This is a genomic window from Rhodanobacter terrae (assembly GCF_042657005.1).
Taxonomy (GTDB): Bacteria; Pseudomonadota; Gammaproteobacteria; order Xanthomonadales; family Rhodanobacteraceae; genus Rhodanobacter; species Rhodanobacter terrae.
Map to the genome: position 1 here is coordinate 25759 of NZ_JBHSNG010000023.1, position 17324 is coordinate 43082.

Here is a 17324-nt window from a genome sequence, read left to right on the forward strand (position 1 = left end):
TGCCGTTACCGTCGTCCCCGAGGCGTTTTGCTCAACGCCTCGAAGCCAGTGATCACATCGAACAGCTCTTCGTCGATGCTGTCCTGGCGCAGCCGGTGGAAGCTACCGTTGAGCGTCTCCAGCAAGCTGTCGATATTCTTTTCGGCGCGCTGCATCGCGGCCAGGCGGCTGGCGTTTTCGGCGGCGAGGGACTCGGCGCAGGCGCGGAAGATCGACACGAACAAGTATTCCCGGATCAGTGCCCGCAAGGTCGTGCTGCGGTTGCCGATGACCTCGGGCAGGTTGCGGGTCGGCCAAGCCCGGTCGGCGAGCCGGCGCCTCCATGCGTCGTCCAGCGGCAGCAGCCTTTGGCTCACCGGTGCGAAGCCCGCGCCGGCGAGTGGCTGGTTGTAGCAGAGATGGAGTGCGCTCAGGCTTTGCTGGCGTTCGCTATGCACCAGGATGTTCCACACCAGCGGCGTGATCGCCTGCACCGAGCCGGGCAGGCCGAACAGGCCCACCGGTGTGATGCCTGCGTCGGTGAGGCGAGCATGCACCCGCTCGCCGACAGCCCACACCAGAGTATTCCCGGCGAGTTCGGCCAATGTCTCCAACGCATGCTCGGTCACCTTGTCGTTGAACTGGCCCACCAGCCCCTGGTCGGAGCCGAACACCACGATGCCGCTGGCGGCGTGTTCACGCGCTTCCGGCGGCAACGCCGATGCGGCGGCGGCCTGACGGAAACACACGCCGAGCGCCAGTTCCACCGTACGGTAGTAGTCGGACAAGGACAGCACGGACTGCTCGTACTGGCCGATGCTCGATGCCGCCAGGGCTTTCATGGTGCGCACGACGGACTGCAGTTCGGCGGCACTGCCGATCTTGCGGCGCAGGTTGGCGAGCGAGTCGCTCATCGACCTGCTGCCGTAGCGGCGGGCCCGGCTTCTCCCGGGACCGGCGTCGTCTTTTCGGTCGAACACCAGCTTGCCAGCGCCTGGCGCGCGATCTCGATAATGACGTCGCGATCGGCCTCGGTGAGCTTGTCGCCGGTTTCGAAGCGGGCGCACAGCGAGGCGGGGATGTTCGCGGCGGCCATGTGCACCGCGCGCTCGGCCTGGGCCATCTGCGCCAGCGGCACCGGGTCGAACAACTTGTGGGACAGGGCGAGCAGGATCGCCATCTGCGCCGGCACGCTGACCGGCGCGAGTTCGGGCTGCTTGAGGCAAGCGCGGATACGCTCGCCGTGGTCGATGATCCGTCGCGTGTCTTCGTCCAGGCGAGTGCCGAAGCGGGCAAAATTCTCCAGCTCCTCGAACTGGGCATAGGCCAGCTTGAGATCGCCTGTGACGGCGCGATAGGAAGCGCGCTGTGCCTCGCTGCCGACGCGCGACACCGACTTGCCCACATCGATCGCCGGCAGCACGCCAAGCTCGAACAGCGATGGCGAAAGATAGATCTGTCCGTCGGTGATCGAGATCAGGTTGGTCGGGATATAGGCCGAGATATCCTGTGCCTCGGTCTCGATGATCGGCAACGCCGTGAGCGAACCATGGCCGCGCTCCGCGCCGAGGTGGGTGGCGCGCTCCAGCAGTCGCGAATGGATGTAGAAAATGTCGCCCGGAAAAGCCTCGCGGCCGGGCGGGCGGCGCAACAGCAGGGAAAGCTCGCGGTAGGCCCGCGCGTGCTGGGTGAGATCGTCGTAGACGATAAGCACGTCGCGACCGGCCTCCATGAAATGCTCGGCGATGCTGGTCGCGGCGTAAGGCGCGATGTAGACGAGCCCGGGTGGATCGTCGCCCTCGGCCACCACCACCACGGTGTATTCCATCGCACCATGTTCGCGCAGGTTGGCGACCACGCGGGCGACGGCGGCGGCGCGCTGGCCGATCGCGCAATAGACACACAGCACGTTCTCGCCACGCTGGTTGAGTATGGTGTCGATCGCGATCGAGGTCTTGCCGGTCTGGCGGTCGCCCACGATCAGTTCGCGCTGGCCGCGACCGATCGGAATCAGTGCGTCGACCACCTTCAGTCCGGACTGCAGCGGCACGCTGACCGGTGCGCGGTCCATGATCGGTGGGGCAGGCCGTTCGATCGGCAGCCGCTTGCCGGCGGCCAACGGGGCGCGGCCGTCCAGCGGCCGGCCCAGCGGATCGATCACGCGACCGAGCAGGCCATCGCCCACCGCGATATCCATCACCCGGCCGGTGCGCCTGACTTCGGCGCCCGCCTGCAGCCGGGCATGGTCGCCCAGCAGCACTACGCCGATCTCGTCCTCGTCCAGGTTGAACGCCAGACCGAACATGTCGCCCGGGAACAACAACAGCTCGTCGTAACCCGCGCCGGGAAGGCCACGCACGTGGGCGATACCGGTGGCGACCTGGGTGACCACACCGGTTTCCCGCATGCCCAGCGTCGGGGTGAACGCCTGCCGCGCCTGGCGCAGGCCGGCGAATGCATCCTCGAATGCATCGTGCAGGCTTTCGGCCGGTGTGCTCACGGCGCGGGCGCTCCGGGCGCGGAGGCGCTGGCGGGCGTCTGCCCGTTCTCACGCAGCAGCCGGCTGGCGTCGTCCTCCAGCGCGCCCAGATAGTCGTCGATGCTCCATGCCACCCGTTGTCCGTTCACGCTCAGCTCGATGCCGCCGATCACTTCGTCGGCGGTTTCGAAATGCAATGGCAGATCGCTGGCGAAGAGCTGGTGCAAGGCTTGCTGGATCGCCAGGCGCTGCGCCGCGGGCAATCCGAACGCACTGCGCACCCGGACCGCTTCGCCGGCGCCGGCGAGCGCGCGGCCGAGGCGGTCATGCTCATCCGCACCCAACAGGCCGAGGCGTCGAATGAACTCCTCGGTGGCGCTGGCTTCGAGGCTGGCCGAGGCCAGCTCGGCGAGGGTCTTTCGGGCGATCGCGAACACCTCCTGGCGGATCTGCTGCCGGATGGCGCGGTTGAGATGGTCCGCCTCGCTGCGCAGTTTCTGCTGGCGGCTGGCCAGCAGCGCGTCGGCGGTCGCGCGCGCCTGGTCGAGCAGCCGTTGACGCTCGGTCGCCGCCTCGCGAGTGGCCTGGGCCAGCAACGCGGTGCGCTGCTGGTCGAAGGCCTCGTTGCGCTGCCGGAAGGCATCGCGCTGCGTACTCGCCTCGACCTGCTTCGCCGCCGCGTCCGCCAGCTCGCGGGCGATCCGCTGCTCGCGCGCGTCGATCGCGTCGAGCACGGGTTTGTACAGGAACCGCTTCATCAGCCACACCAGGATGAGGAAGTTCAGTACCTGCGCCGCGACGGTGAACCAGTCGATCAGCATGGCTTCACTTTCCTGCGACCTGGGCGATGACGTGGTTCCAGAACGGGTTGGCGAACAGCAGAATCATCGAGACCACGAAGCAGTAGATCGCGATGGACTCGATCATCGCCAGGCCGACGAACAAAGTGCGGGTGATCGTGGCGGCGCTGTCGGGCTGCTGCGCCAGCGAACTCAGCGCCGTAGCCACCGCGCGCCCTTCGCCCAGGGCGGGGCCGATGCTGCCCATGGCGATGGTGAGGCCGGCGGTGACGATCGAGGCGATGGCGATGAGGGTCATGCTGTCCATGGTGGACTCCTTGAAGCGGCGGGGTGTGCAGGTCGGCGTGGGTCTGTCATGCGTTCGGTTCGGGGCTGGCTGGCGCCTTGTCGCGGGTGCGCATGGCGGCGGCGATGTAGACGGCGGCGAGGATGCTGAAGATGTATGCCTGGACCATGCCGGTGAGCAGCCCGAGCACGGTCATCAGGACGGGGAACACGAAGGGGGCGACGGTCAGCAGGATGCCGATGATCATCACCCCGCTCATCATGTTGCCGAACAGGCGCACGGCCAGCGCCAGCGTTCGCGAGAGTTCGCTGATGACGTTGAACGGCAGCATGATGAAGTTCGGTTCCAGATAAGACCTCAGATAGCCCGACAAGCCCAGGTCCTGGATGCCGAACAGCGGCACCGCCACGAACACGCACAGCGCCAGCGCCGCCGTGGTCGACAGCGAACCGGTCGGCGGCTCGTAGCCGGGAATCACCGTGCACAGGTTGGCCAGCGCGATGAACAGGAACAGCGTGCCGAGGAAGCCGACATAGCGGGCCGGCCGAGGCAGGCCGACCTCGGCGATCTGCCGCTGGATGCCCACGACGACGATCTCCAGCACGTTTTGCCAGCGCGACCTGTGCAGAGAGGTGGAGAGCCGGCGCGTGATCAGGTGCGAGCCGATCACCATCGCCAGCATCAGCCCCCAGGTGAACACGATGGTGCCGTCGAGCCTGATCCAGCCGTGCTGCCAGAAGATCATCTGGTCGAGACTAAGGTGCATGAGTCGGCTCCGGCCGAGGATCGTCGTGCGTTTTCGCCCGGGTCAGGCGGGTGACCGCGACACGAGCGATCGCGAACCCGAGCAGGCACAGCAACAGACGCCGCCACTCGCCGCCGCCCACCAGCAGGAATCCGGCCAGGACGACGCCCATGCGCAGCATCAGGCTGCCCAGGAACCACAGCGCCGGCTGCCGCGAGCGGACGCCTCTGCGCACTGTCCACCACAGGCCACCGAAGAAGACCACGCCCAGCCCGAAGCCTGCAGCAGTGGCCAGCACCCACGTGATGAGCTCATGCATCGTCATCCTCCTCGTCCTCGTGCATGGCGTGCTCTTCCTTGACGATCCAGCGCCAGGCGTTGAAGCAGCCGATCACCAGTCCGGCCATCAGCAAGGCCAGGGTCCAGGCATGTTTGCCCGGGTAGTGTTTGTCCAGCCAGAGGCCGATGCCGGCACCGACCAGAGTGGGTACCGCCACCGACCAGCCGACCAGCCCCATCATGCCCAGGCCGAACCAGACGCCGGCCGCACCGCGGCGCCTCGCCCTGAGCTTGCGCGCGGCCTTGATGCCGACCTGGTCGGCCAGTGTCTGGTCGGCCGACAATTTTTTCCGGAGCGGCTTGTCGCTCATGCCGACAACCTCGCGTAGCGGCGCAGGAAACCCGCTTCCAGCCGGGCCATCACCTGGCGCACGCTCTGTTCTTGCTCGTCGCGCACCAGGAATTCCTGCTCGATGGCCTGACGCAACCGGCCCACGTCGGTGCCGGCGAGGGCACGGCGGACGGATACCGAAACATGCGTGCCGGCCTTCACCAGCACGCCTTCGTCGATCGCCACCCAGTACTCGTCCTCCGCCTCGCTGGTACAGGCCAGGATACCGGGGACCAGCGCCGCCACGCAGTCGAGCCGGTGCGGCAGCAGGCCGAAGGAGCCATCCGCGGTTTCCGCCACGATGCGCGCTACGCCCGACTTGCGGGCGAACACCTTGAACGGCAGAAGGATCTCAAGCTGCATCAGCGTCGCTGGCATGGCGCGGCTCCCGAGCAGGCGTGGAATGGCTGGCGGAGCGGGTGGCCTCGAACTTCCGCTTCGCCTCGTCGATGGTCCCGATCATGTACAGCGCGCTCTCGGCATAGTCCTTGAACTCGTCGGCGAGGATTCGCTCGCAACCGTCCAGCGCGTCCTCCAGGCTGACCAGCCGGCCGCCGATCCCGGTGAACTGCCCGGTGCTGAAGAACGGCTGGGTCAGGAACCGCTCCAGCCGCCGCGCGCGAGCGACCACCTTGCGATCCTCCGACGAGAGCTGCTCCAGGCCCAGCATGGCGATGATGTCCTTCAGCTCGTCGTATTGGGCCAAGGTACGCCGGATCTCCTGCGCGAGCCGGTAGTGGCGCTCGCCCACGATGCCCGGCGTGGCCATCTTGGAATTGGACTGCAGCGGGTCGATCGCCGGGTACAGGCCTTCGCTGGCGCGTGCGCGCGAGAGCACGATCGAGGCGGACAGGTGCGAAAACGTGTGCACCGCCGCCGGGTCGGTGAAATCGTCCGCCGGCACGTAGACCGCCTGGATCGAGGTGATCGCGCCGGTGTCGGTGTTGGCGATGCGTTCTTCCAGCCCCGCCAGCTCGGTGCCCATGGTGGGTTGATAACCCAGTCGCGAGGGCATCTGGCCCATCAGGCCGGACACTTCGGACCCGGCCTGGATGAAGCGAAAGATGTTGTCGATCAGCAGCAGCACGTCGCGGTGTTCGTCGTCGCGAAAATATTCGGCGATGGTCAGCGCCGCGTGCCCGACCCGGAAGCGGCACCCCGGCGGCTCGTTCATCTGGCCGAACACCATCACCATGTTGTCCAGCACGCCCGCCTGCTGCATCTGGCGGTAGAGCTCTTCGCCCTCCCGGCAGCGTTCGCCGATACCGCAAAAGATGCTCACGCCCTCGTGTTGGCCGATCATGTTGTGGATCATCTCGGTCAGCAGCACGGTCTTGCCCACGCCGGCGCCGCCGAACAGGCCCGCGTTGCCGCCACGCTCCAGCGGCACCAGCACGTCGATGGCCTTGATCCCGGTCTGGAAGATCTCCGATCGGGTCGAGCGCCGGCCCAGCGCGGGCGGCGGCCGATGCACGGAACGCCAGTGCAGGTCGGTCGGCGCGGGCCGGTGGTCGATGGCATCGCCGAACACGTTGAACATGCGCGAAAGGATGCTCTTGCCCACCGGGGCCATCAGCGGGCCGCCGCTGTCGACCACCGGCATGCCGCGGGCGAGACCCTGGGTGACGTTGAGTGCGATGCCGCGGACCCGCTGTGCATCCAGCTGAGTCTGCACCTCGATCAGCACCCGACCATCGTTGCCGGCGCGCAGCAGCGCATGGATCGGCGGCAAGGCGCCGTCGAATCGCATGTCGACCACGCTGCCGCGTACCGAGGAGATCACGCCGCGGCCGAGCCCGGCGGCCGGCGCGTTCATCGCTCCTTCTGCCTCTCGTTCGAGCGTTGCTCGTTCGATCGTTGCCAGGTCCAGTCGCGCACCTCGGGCATATCCTGGCCGTGCTGGCGGATGTACTGCTTGTGCTCGATCAGCTTGTCCCGCAGTTGCTGCTTCAGGTACACGCCGCGATCGCCCGTCTGCGGCAGCCGGTCGATCGCATCCATCACCAGGTGGAAGCGGTCGAGCTCGTTCAGCACGGTCATGTCGAACGGCGTAGTGACGGTGCCTTCCTCCTTGTAGCCGCGCACGTGGATGTTGTCGTGGTTGCGGCGCCGATAAGTCAGCCGATGGATCAGCCAGGGATAGGCGTGGAAAGCGAAGATGACCGGCTTGTCGAGGGTGAACAGCGCATCGAAATCGACGTCGTTCAAACCGTGGGGATGTTCCGACGGCGGCTGCAGGCGCATCAGGTCGACCACGTTGACCACGCGGATGGCGAGCTCGGGCAAGTGCTCGCGCAGGATAGCGACCGCGGCCAGGGTCTCCAGCGTGGGCACGTCGCCACAGCAGGCCATCACCACGTCAGGCGAGGCCACATGCTGGTCGTTGCTGGCCCACGACCAGATGCCGATGCCTTCGCTGCAGTGTTTGACCGCCGCCTCCATCGATAGCCACTGCGGGGCCGGGTGCTTGCCCGCAACCACCACGTTGACGTAGTGGCGGCTGCGCAGGCAGTGGTCCATCACCGACAGCAGGCAGTTGGCATCCGGCGGCAGGTAGACCCGTACCACGCCGGCCTTCTTGTTGACCACGTGATCGATGAAACCGGGATCCTGGTGGGTGAAGCCGTTGTGGTCCTGCCGCCAGACGTGGGAGGCCAGGAGATAGTTCAGCGAAGCGATCTTGCGCCGCCACGGCAAGCCGGCGGTGACCTTCAGCCACTTGGCGTGCTGGTTGAACATCGAGTCGACGATGTGGATGAACGCCTCGTAGCAATTGAACAGGCCATGCCGCCCGGTCAGCAGGTAGCCTTCCAGCCAGCCCTCGCACTGGTGCTCGCTGAGCATCTCCATGACACGGCCGCTGGGAGCGAGGTACTGGTCGTTGGCCTCGGTGGCGGCGTCCCACTGCCGGTTGGTGACATCGAACACGGCCGCCAGGCCATTGGACAAGGTCTCGTCGGGACCGAACACGCGGAAGTTGCGCTGGGTTTCGTTGAGCGCGGCGACGTCGCGCAGGAACGGACCCAGTACGTGGGTATCGCCGATGCCGGGCCCACCCGGTTGCGGCACCTCGCAGGCATAGTCGCGAAAATCCGGCAGGCGCAACTCGCGCAGCAGGCTGCCACCGTTGGCGTGCGGGTTCGCACCCATGCGGCGGTCGCCCACCGGCGCCAGCTCGGCCAGCTCCGCGCGCAGCCGGCCTTGGCCATCGAACAGTTCTTCGGGCCGGTAGCTTCTCAGCCAGTCTTCCAATTGCTGCAGATGTTCCGCTGGCGCAGCGGCGGAGACGGCGAGCGGGATCTGGTGGGCGCGGAAGGTGCCTTCCACCGGCAGGCCATCGACGATCTTCGGGCCGGTCCAGCCTTTCGGCGAGCGCAGCACGATCATCGGCCAGCGCGGCCGCTCGCGCCGGCCATGCTGGCGGGCTTCGCGCTGGATCGTCTTGATCTTCTGCACGACCAGGTCCAGTGCGCCGGCCATGGCTTCATGCATCGGCGCCGCGTCGGAGCCCTCGACGAAGATCGGCGACCAGCCGTAACCGCGCAGCAGCTGGTCGAGCTCCTCATGGCTGATGCGCGCGAGTACCGTCGGGTTGGCAATCTTGTATCCGTTGAGGTGCAGGATCGGCAACACCGCGCCGTCGGTGACCGGATCGAGAAACTTGTTCGAATGCCAGGCGGTGGCCAGCGGGCCGGTCTCGGCCTCGCCGTCGCCGACCACGCAGGCGACGATCAACTCGGGGTTGTCGAGCACGGCGCCGAACGAATGGCTCAGCGAATAACCCAGTTCGCCGCCTTCGTGGATCGAGCCCGGGCATTCCGGCGACGCATGGCTGGGAATGCCGCCGGGAAAGGAGAACTGCTTGAACAGTTTCTGCAGTCCGGCCTCGTCCCTGCTGATGTCCGGGTAGATCTCGCTGTAAGTACCCTCCAGATAAGTATTGCCGACCACGGCCGGGCCGCCGTGGCCGGGACCGGAGACATAGATCATGTCGAGGTCGTACTTCCTGATGACCCGGTTCAGGTGTACGTAGATGAAGTTCTGCCCCGGCGTGGTGCCCCAGTGTCCCAGCAGCATGTGCTTGACGTCGGCCAGCGTCAGCGGATGCTTCAGCAGCGGATTGCCGCACAGGTAGAGCTGGCCCACGGCGAGGTAGTTGGCCGCGCGCCAGTAGGCATCCATGCGCTGCAGCAGATCGGGTGTGAGGGCAGGGGCTTTCATCGAAGGTGATTCCATTTTTCTCGATTCACTTGTGCTTCGTCGCCGTGCGAGCCCTGGCCGGGCTGGCTTGCGGACCGGCCGTCTCCCCGGTGGAAGCCACGCCGAAGATCAGCGCTTGCTGAAGTGCGAGCCACCGATGGAAAAGCATGAGTTCCTGTTGTGCGGCAACGTTCAGTGTCTCGGACATTACCGTGGAGGCATGTGCAAGCATCGTCATCGGATCCGGCGGGAATGCCGCTGCATCGGCGCTGCGGGAAGCAGACGCGGCGTGCTCCGGCGCGGCGTCGAACGGGCGTGGATATGGCGGGTGCGGCAAGCCCATCGGGTTCGCCAGCATGGGCGCCCACGCTTGTGCGCTGTAGAGCGCATCGAGCCAGCGTTGCACGGGCGGCGGCGTGAGCAGCGCGTAGGGCGCATAGGGCGCAAAAGATGAAAGTGGCAGCAGCCCCATGTCCAGGTCAAAAGCTGATGTAGTCATCGTAGGTTTCCTCCGGTACGGCTATCTGCGGGACACCGGCGATGACACGCGGGACTCTTCCTGCGTGGATCGTGCGGTCACGGGGTACAGCACATTCATGGTGTGGGTCGCGATCATCGCCTCCTCGTCGGTGGGAATAACGCGCACCTGCACTCGGCTCGACGGCATGCTGACCACGGTCGCGTGGCGGGTGTTGGCGTCCCCATCGCATTCGACGCCAAGCCAGGCCAGCCTTGCGCACACTGCCGCCCGGATCGGCGCCGAGTGTTCGCCGATCCCCGCGGAAAACACCAGGCCGTCGAGGCCGCCCAGGCTGGAGGTCAGCGCCCCGATTTCGCGCGCGATGCGAAAGACGAACAGGTCGATCGCTTCGTAGGCGTGTGGGTCGCTGCTGTCCAGCAAGGTGCGCATGTCGTTGCTGATGCCGGATACCCCGAGCAGGCCGCTCTCGTTGTAGAGCATGTGCTCGACCGCCGACACGCTCAGGCCATGCTCCTGCAGCAGATACAGTACGGCTCCGGGGTCGAGGTTGCCGCAGCGGGTTCCCATCACCAGTCCATCCAGTGCGGTGAAGCCCATGGTGGTATCGATGCTGTGGCCATCGTGCATCGCACACAGGCTGGCACCGTTGCCCAGGTGCGCCGCGATCACGCGGCCGGCGGCCAGCGCCGGTGCCTGCTCGCGCAACTGGCCGGCGAGGTATTCATAGGACAGTCCATGGAAACCATAGCGGCGCATGCCTTCGGCCGCGAATTCCCGTGGCAGTGCGAGTCGGCTGACGGTCGGCGCCATGCCGTGATGGAACGCCGTGTCGAAGCATGCCACCTGCGGCAACCTCGGGCGCAATCGCGCCACCGCCTCCACGGCAGCGAGGTCGTGCGGCTGGTGCAGCGGAGCCAGCGGGATCAGCTTGGCCAGGTCGGCGATCACCGCGGGGGTCAGGCGAACGGGCCTGTCCCAGTGCTCGCCGCCGTGCACCACCCGATGGCCGACCGCGGCCAGGGATTCCTCGCCGAGGTGGGCGGTAATCCATGCCAACAAGGGTGTCAGCAGTGCCTCGTGATCGAGTTTCGCATCCGCCGCCCATCGATGCTCGCTCAAGATGGCGCCGGCTGCATCCCTGGCGACGAGGTGCGGTGCGCTGCCGATGCCTTCGATCTGGCCGTGCGACAACCGTCGCCGCAATCCCTTCGCGGCCATCTCGTACAGCGCGAACTTGATGCTGGACGAGCCGGCATTGAGCGTGAGAATGGCCCGGGACATGTCTCAGGCCTCGACCGGCACGGGCAGCGGACGGCCTCCCCGCGAGCGCGCCACCAGCACCGCCACCGCGCAGGAGGCCACATGGGTGCGCGACGAATCGGCGCGGCTGGTCAGGATGATCGGAACCCGCGCGCCCATCACGATGCCGGCGGCGTCGGCACCGGCGAGGAAGGTCAGCTGCTTGGCCAGCATGTTGCCCGACTCCAGGTCAGGCACCACCAGGATGTCGGCCATGCCGGCGACGGGTGAAACGATGCCTTTCTCGCGTGCAGCCTCGGCGCTGATCGCATTGTCGAACGCCAGCGGACCGTCGACGAGGCCGCCGGTGATCTGGCCGCGTTCGGCCATCTTGCACAGCGCGGCGGCATCCACCGTCGAGGGGATCGCCGGGTTCACCGTCTCCACCGCCGACAGCACGGCGACGCGCGGCTTCGCCAGCCCCATGATGTGGGCCAGGTCGATGGCGTTCTGGATGATGTCGCGCTTCTCCGCCAGTGTCGGCGCGATGTTGATCGCAGCGTCGGTCACCAGCAGCGGGCGGGGGCAGTCGGGCACGTCCATCAGATAGACGTGACTGAGCCGGCGATCGGTGCGCAGACCGCTGTCGGCGGCAACCACGGCGTGCATCAGCTCGTCTGTGTGCAGCGAACCCTTCATCAGCAGGCGCGCCTCGCCATTGCGCACCAGTGCCACGGCTGCAGCCGCTGCGGCATGGCTGTGCGGGGCATCGACGATGCGCAAGGCACCGATGTCCAGCCCGGCCTGTTTCGCGGCAGCCTGGATCTTGGCGGTGGGGCCCACCAGGATCGGTACGATGAGACCGGCTTTCGCGGCGTCCAGCGCGGCCCTGAGCGACACGCCGTCGCAAGGGTGGACCACTGCCGTCGCCATGGACGCGCCGAAGGCAGCCCGCGCCATCAATTCGCGAAAACGGTCGTGGTTGCCGAGCCGGATTTCGGGCAGCTCGATGCGCGGGCGGCGGATCTTTTCCAGCGGCGCCTTCACCTCCGCCGTGCCGAGGATCACCTCTTCGCCTTTCTGGTTGCTGCAACGGCAATCGAAGACGATGCATTGCCGCTGCGCGATCTTCTCTTTCGCGGTGACCGTGACGGTGATGGTGTCGCCCAGGCCGACCGGGGCTTGGAAGTGCAGGTCCTGCGAAAGATAGATCGTGCCCGGCCCGGGCAACTCGGTGCCCAGCACCGCGGAGATCAGCGCGCCGCCCCACATGCCGTGGGCGATCACCCGGTGGAACATGTCCGTGCGTGCATAGACGGGGTCCATATGCGCCGGGTTGACGTCGCCGGACATCGCTGCGAACAGTTCGATATCCCGCCGGCCGAGTGTGCGCACAAGGCTGGCGTGGTCGCCCACTTCGATTTCGTCGAAGGTGCGGTTCTCGATGAATCCGGAGGTATCGATGGGCAGTGCATTCATGTCGGTTGCTCTTTTCAATGCTCCAGGACGTAGCTGCCGGGCGCAGCGGACAGCACGGGATAGCCGGCGGCCGGATTGCCCAGGGCGGGCGGAGAGACCGGGCTCGCACTGCGTTGATCCAGCCACGCCACCCAGTTCGGCCACCACGAGCCGTCGTTGACCGGCGTGGCTGCGAACCACTCGTCGGGACCGACATAGTTGCCTTCGGCCTTGCGCTGGCCGAGCCGAAAGTGGCGATGCGGATGTCCCGGCTCACTGACGATGCCGGCATTGTGGCCGCCGGAAGTCAGCACGAAAGTGATCTCACCATCGTTGAGCAAATGCATCTTGTAGACCGAATGCCAGGGCGCGACGTGATCGGTTTCGGTGCCCACCAGGAATATCGGCAACTTGATGTCCGCCACCGAAACCGGTCGCCCGTCCGCCAGCAGACGACCCTCGGCCAAACGGTTCTCCAGGTACATCCAGCGCAGGTATTCGCCGTGCATGCGCGCCGGCATGCGGGTGCCGTCGGCGTTCCAGGTCATCAGGTCGGTGGTCGGCGAAGGCCGCCCCAGCAGGTAGTTGTTGACCATCCGCGACCAGACCAGGTCGTTGGAGCGAAGCATCTGGAACGCGCCGGCCATCTGGCGACTGTCGAGATAACCCTGGCCGGCCATCAAGTCATCGAGAAAGCTCAATTGATCCTCGCTGATGAACAGCTGCAACTCGCCGGCCTCGCTGAAATCGGTTTGCGCCGCGAGCAAGCTGAGGCTGGCGAGACGACCGTCGCCATCGCGCGCCATCGCCGCCGCAGCGATGGTCAGCAAGGTGCCGCCCAGGCAATAGCCGCAGCCGTGGATACGGCGTGCACCGGTGATCGACTGCACCGCGTCGAGCGCGGCCATCGGGCCCTTGACTCTGTAGTCGTCGAACGAGACATCTCTCATCGAGGCGTCCGGATTGCGCCAGGAAATGGCGAACACGGTGTAGCCCTCGCTTACCAGATAGCGGATCAATGAATTGTCGGGCGACAGGTCCAGGATGTAGTACTTCATGATCCAGGCCGGAACCACCAGCACCGGTTCGGGCCGTACCATCCCGGTGGTCGGTGTGTACTGGATCAACTCGATCAGCTCGTTGCGGAAAACCACCTTGCCCGGAGTAATCGCCAGATCGCGCCCCACTTCCAGTGCGTGGTCGGCCGACGCGCCACCCCATTCCCGCTGCACGTCATCGAGCCATGCCTGGGTGCCGGTGACCAGGTTGCCGCCCGATTGCTGCAAGGTGGCGTCAATCGCCTCCGGATTGAGCCAGAGGAAGTTCGACGGCGACAGCGTATCCAGCCCCTGACGGGTGGCGAAGGAGACGATCCTGGCGTTGTGCGGGCTGACGCCGTTGGCCGGTTCGGCGGCCCGGGTCCACCAGTCTTCCAGCAGCAGGAAGCTCTGCTGCAGCATGCGGAAAGGCGGTTGTTTCCAGGCGGGGTCGTCGAATCGGTGGTCGCGGGGGTCGGCTTCGATGACTTGCTTGCCGGTGAGCGCCTGAGCCCAGCGCGCGAACTGCTCCACCGCGGCCTGGGTCAGAGCCAGGCGGCGAAACGGAGCATTGGCCAGGTGCGAGCTCCAGTCCAGGTACGCCAGCCAGATCGCGGTCGGCGAAACACCCAGGGTCAACCCGGCTTCGGCGGCGTGAATCGCACTGTCCGGATCGAGATGCACGGAAGCCGTCGGCAACGGGTGAGTGATCGTGCCGACGGAGACGGGCGGATCGGGCAGTGGGATGGTCCTCTTGTTCATGGCGCAATCGAGTTCCGGATGAAGGAGGAGGGCGTCTGGGCACGCACTTGCAGTTCTGCCTCAACGGATAGCCCGACGCGCAGACCTGGTTATCGCGGTGCGTTCCACAGTGATAGGGCAGTAAAATGGGCTTTCCGTCTGCATGGCGCAGTCGCGCCGCCGGACACAGGTGTTGCCGGAGTGACGGCGCGGATGCACGCAAGTCATTCTAGGAACGTGCCCGACTCGCGCATTTGATCGGGATCAACAAAGCGCGAGCTTTCCATCTCGACAAGGCCCATGGAGCGATGGCCGGCAAGACGACGCGCATGGTCATGGCGTTAGTCCCTAACCGACGCCAAAACGCCGGTGGAACCAGCGTTTCATGACATAAGTGAGTGTCATGTAGCACAGCAGGAGAGCGATCAGCATTGGCCAGTAAGCCAGTGGCAAGGGCTCAAAGCCAAGCAGCGCACCCAGCGAGGAATAGGGGAGCCAGATGCCCGCGACGCAGATGGCGATCGTGGTGGCGACCAGTGGCAGGCTGGGCCGGCTCTCCACGAAAGGTTTACGTGCCGTGCGGATGACGTGGATGATGAGAGTCTGCGAGAGCAGTGACTCCACGAACCAGCCGGTCTGGAACAGTGATGCCTGCGCCGGCGTGCTGGCGCCAAAGACGAAGAACATGACGGCGTAAGTGACGTAGTCGAAGATCGAGCTGATCGGACCCACGAACAGGATGAACCGGGCGATGTTGTCGATGCCCCAGCGCCGTGGCGACTCCAGAAAATCCGAGTCCACGTTGTCGGTGGGGATGGTCGTTTGCGACAGGTCATAGAGCAGGTTGTTGGCGAGTACCTGCAGGGGTGCCATCGGCAGGAAGGGGAGCCAGGCACTGGCGCCGAGCACGCTGAACATGTTCCCGAAATTGGAGCTGGCGCCCATGCGGATGTACTTGAGAATATTGGCGAAGACCTTGCGGCCTTCGATCACGCCGTCGTCCAGTATCAGCAGGCTCTTCTCGAGCAGGATGATGTCGGCCGTCTCGCGGGCGATGTCCACCGCCGTGTCCACGGAAACGCCTACGTCAGCGGCCTTGAGCGCGGGGCCATCGTTGATGCCATCGCCCAGATAGCCCACCACATGGCCGCGTCGCCGCAATGCGTCGATGACCATGGCCTTCTGCAGCGGCGCGAGCCTGGCGAACAACTGGCAGGTTTCCGCCCGTGCTTCCAGTTGCGCCAGCGACAGTTGGGCCAGCTCGCTGCCCAGCAGCACGTCGCTGACCGGCAAGCCTACTTCCTTGCAGATCTTCCTCGCGACGACATCGTTGTCGCCGGTAAGGATCTTCACGGCCACGCCATGCTGCGCGAGTCTGGCCAGCGCCTCGCGCGCGCTGTCCTTGGGAGGGTCGAGAAAGGCGATGTAACCAAGCAGGGTCAGGTCGCGTTCGTCGTCGGGACCGAAAGCCGTCTTCCCCGCGTCCGCACGAGCGTAGGCGACGGCGATCAGGCGCAGCCCGTCCTCGTTCAAATCGGTGCTTCGCTTCCTCAGTTCTCGCCAGTGGCCGTCGTCCAGATCAAACGGACGGCCCGCGGTTTCGCCGTGAGCGCAGACGCTGAACACCTCCTCGACGGCACCTTTGCAGATAAGCGTCCGGCCGTCGGGACCGTCGACCACGACAGACATGCGTCGCCGCTCGAAGTCGAACGGAATTTCGTCCACCTTGTGATAGCCGCCGCTTGCGTGCAACTTGCTGTGCACTTCGGTGTACTTGAGCACGGCGACATCGAGGAGATTCTTCAGCCCGGACTGGTAGTAGCTGTTGAGATAGGCATAGTCGAGCACCTTCTCGCTTTCGTTGCCTTCCAGGTCCACATGGCGTTCCAGGATCACGAGGTCCTGCGTCAAGGTACCGGTCTTGTCCGTGCACAGAACATCCATGGCGCCGAAGTTCTGGATGGCATCGAGCCGCTTGACGATCACCCGCTTGCGCGACATCGCCAGCGCCCCCTTGCCGAGGTTGATGGTGACTTCGGTGGGCAGCATCTCGGGGGTCAGGCCTACAGCCACCGCCGTGGCGAATAGCAAGGCCTCCATCCAGTCGCCTTTGGTCAAGCCGTTGATCAGGAACACCAGCGGCGCCATCACCGAGATCAGGAAGATCATGAGCCAGGTAAAACGCGAGATTCCGCGATCGAAGCTGGTAAGTGCGCGTTTGCCGGCAATGGCCTGGGCGATATCGCCGAACACCGCGCGCGGGCCGGTATGGACCACGATGGCGACGGCTGTGCCGCTGACGACATTGGTACCCATGAAGCAGACGTTATCAGTACGCATGGCCTCGGTTGCCGGCATCGCGAGCGGCCGGGGATTCTTTTCCACCGGCATGGCCTCGCCGGTCAGCGGCGACTCGTTGACGAACAACCCCCTCGCCGATAACAGCCGTACATCCGCCGGCACCATGTCGCCTGCCGCCAGGTGCACGATGTCGCCCGGAACCAACTGCTCCAGAGGGATTTCATGCGTGGCCGCGAGTATGTCTGCGTCGGCAGTCTGCGTGGGGCTCGGGGTCTCTGGCGAGACACGCCTGGATACCGTGGCAGTCGAGTGCACCATGCGTCGCAGGGCTTCCACGGCCCGGCTGGAGCGGTGTTCCTGCAAGAAAGACAGCGACGTGCTGAGCACCACCATCACCGCGATGATGATGGCCGACCCCACATTGCCCCCGAGCACGGACAATGTGGCCATAAGCAGCAGGAGAATGTTCAATGGATTGCGCAGCTTCTGCAGGAGTTGCACCGGCACGCTGCGAACCTCCTCGCGACTTACCGTGTTGAGGCCCAGTTCCCGCAAGCGCCCGGCCGCCTCGGTTTCGGTCAGTCCGGACGGCGCGCTGCCCAGTGCCTGATAGACGGCTGCGGCGTCCGCCATGGCCAGTGTCGTAAGACGGGCTTTCCGTGACTGCCGATCGGCATCGCCGGCATCCGGATGTACGGCGGTATTCGCAAACACGTTGGCGAATACCGGCCGACGCCATGGGAAGCCATGCTTCATGCGTCCATCTCCCGCTTCAGTGGCGCCTGCGTCCCGCCGACGCGTATGGCGGTGCCACGGATCAGGATCCGGGTTTCAGACATGGTGCCCTCCGCTGGGCGACAGGGTCGAGTGACCGCCGAGAATCAGAGACGGCAGCGCCATTGCCGAAG

The 17324-nt window shown here is 65.7% G+C and carries 15 protein-coding genes; all 15 read right to left on the minus strand.

Annotation, left to right across the window (positions count from 1 at the left end):
- Positions 1-5 precede the first annotated feature (5 nt).
- On the minus strand, positions 6-893 hold the full coding sequence (locus tag ACFPPB_RS16580; protein WP_377329108.1) for a F0F1 ATP synthase subunit gamma: 888 nt from the start codon (positions 891-893) through the stop codon (positions 6-8).
- On the minus strand, positions 890-2479 hold the full coding sequence (locus tag ACFPPB_RS16585) for an alternate F1F0 ATPase, F1 subunit alpha (protein ID WP_377329110.1): 1590 nt from the start codon (positions 2477-2479) through the stop codon (positions 890-892). The genes ACFPPB_RS16580 and ACFPPB_RS16585 overlap by 4 nt, the downstream gene beginning before the upstream one ends.
- Positions 2476-3279 (minus strand): F0F1 ATP synthase subunit B family protein, encoded by an 804-nt coding sequence (locus ACFPPB_RS16590; protein WP_377329112.1) that lies wholly within the window; start codon positions 3277-3279, stop codon positions 2476-2478. The genes ACFPPB_RS16585 and ACFPPB_RS16590 overlap by 4 nt, the downstream gene beginning before the upstream one ends.
- 4 nt (positions 3280-3283) lie before the next feature.
- Positions 3284-3565: a F0F1 ATP synthase subunit C gene (locus ACFPPB_RS16595; RefSeq protein WP_377329114.1), complete on the minus strand. Its 282-nt coding sequence runs from the start codon at positions 3563-3565 to the stop codon at positions 3284-3286.
- A gap of 46 nt (positions 3566-3611) precedes the next feature.
- A complete protein-coding gene (locus ACFPPB_RS16600) occupies positions 3612-4310 on the minus strand; it encodes a F0F1 ATP synthase subunit A (RefSeq protein ID WP_377329116.1) in 699 nt (232 codons plus the stop codon).
- The gene (locus tag ACFPPB_RS16605) at positions 4300-4608 is read right to left on the minus strand and encodes an N-ATPase subunit AtpR (RefSeq protein ID WP_377329118.1); all 309 of its coding nucleotides are present in this window, start codon (positions 4606-4608) and stop codon (positions 4300-4302) included. Before ACFPPB_RS16605 ends, ACFPPB_RS16600 begins: the two co-directional genes overlap by 11 nt.
- Complete coding sequence (locus ACFPPB_RS16610; RefSeq protein WP_377329120.1) at positions 4601-4939, minus strand: AtpZ/AtpI family protein; 339 nt, start codon at positions 4937-4939, stop codon at positions 4601-4603. Before ACFPPB_RS16610 ends, ACFPPB_RS16605 begins: the two co-directional genes overlap by 8 nt.
- The gene (locus ACFPPB_RS16615) at positions 4936-5337 is read right to left on the minus strand and encodes a F0F1 ATP synthase subunit epsilon (protein WP_377329122.1); all 402 of its coding nucleotides are present in this window, start codon (positions 5335-5337) and stop codon (positions 4936-4938) included. Before ACFPPB_RS16615 ends, ACFPPB_RS16610 begins: the two co-directional genes overlap by 4 nt.
- Positions 5312-6775: a F0F1 ATP synthase subunit beta gene (atpD, locus tag ACFPPB_RS16620; RefSeq protein ID WP_377329124.1), complete on the minus strand. Its 1464-nt coding sequence runs from the start codon at positions 6773-6775 to the stop codon at positions 5312-5314. The genes ACFPPB_RS16615 and atpD overlap by 26 nt, the downstream gene beginning before the upstream one ends.
- Positions 6772-9180, minus strand: a complete 2409-nt coding sequence (locus ACFPPB_RS16625; RefSeq protein WP_377329126.1) for a phosphoketolase family protein — start codon at positions 9178-9180, stop codon at positions 6772-6774. Before ACFPPB_RS16625 ends, atpD begins: the two co-directional genes overlap by 4 nt.
- 25 nt (positions 9181-9205) lie before the next feature.
- Complete coding sequence (locus ACFPPB_RS16630; protein WP_377329128.1) at positions 9206-9631, minus strand: hypothetical protein; 426 nt, start codon at positions 9629-9631, stop codon at positions 9206-9208.
- A 48-nt stretch (positions 9632-9679) separates the two neighbouring features.
- Positions 9680-10921, minus strand: a complete 1242-nt coding sequence (locus tag ACFPPB_RS16635; protein WP_377329130.1) for an acetate/propionate family kinase — start codon at positions 10919-10921, stop codon at positions 9680-9682.
- Positions 10922-10924: 3 nt separating this feature from the next.
- On the minus strand, positions 10925-12358 hold the full coding sequence (locus ACFPPB_RS16640; RefSeq protein ID WP_377329132.1) for a bifunctional enoyl-CoA hydratase/phosphate acetyltransferase: 1434 nt from the start codon (positions 12356-12358) through the stop codon (positions 10925-10927).
- A 14-nt stretch (positions 12359-12372) separates the two neighbouring features.
- Positions 12373-14136, minus strand: a complete 1764-nt coding sequence (locus tag ACFPPB_RS16645) for a PHA/PHB synthase family protein (RefSeq protein ID WP_377329134.1) — start codon at positions 14134-14136, stop codon at positions 12373-12375.
- A 327-nt stretch (positions 14137-14463) separates the two neighbouring features.
- Positions 14464-17172 (minus strand): magnesium-translocating P-type ATPase, encoded by a 2709-nt coding sequence (gene mgtA / locus ACFPPB_RS16650; RefSeq protein ID WP_377329136.1) that lies wholly within the window; start codon positions 17170-17172, stop codon positions 14464-14466.
- Positions 17173-17324: the final 152 nt, after the last annotated feature.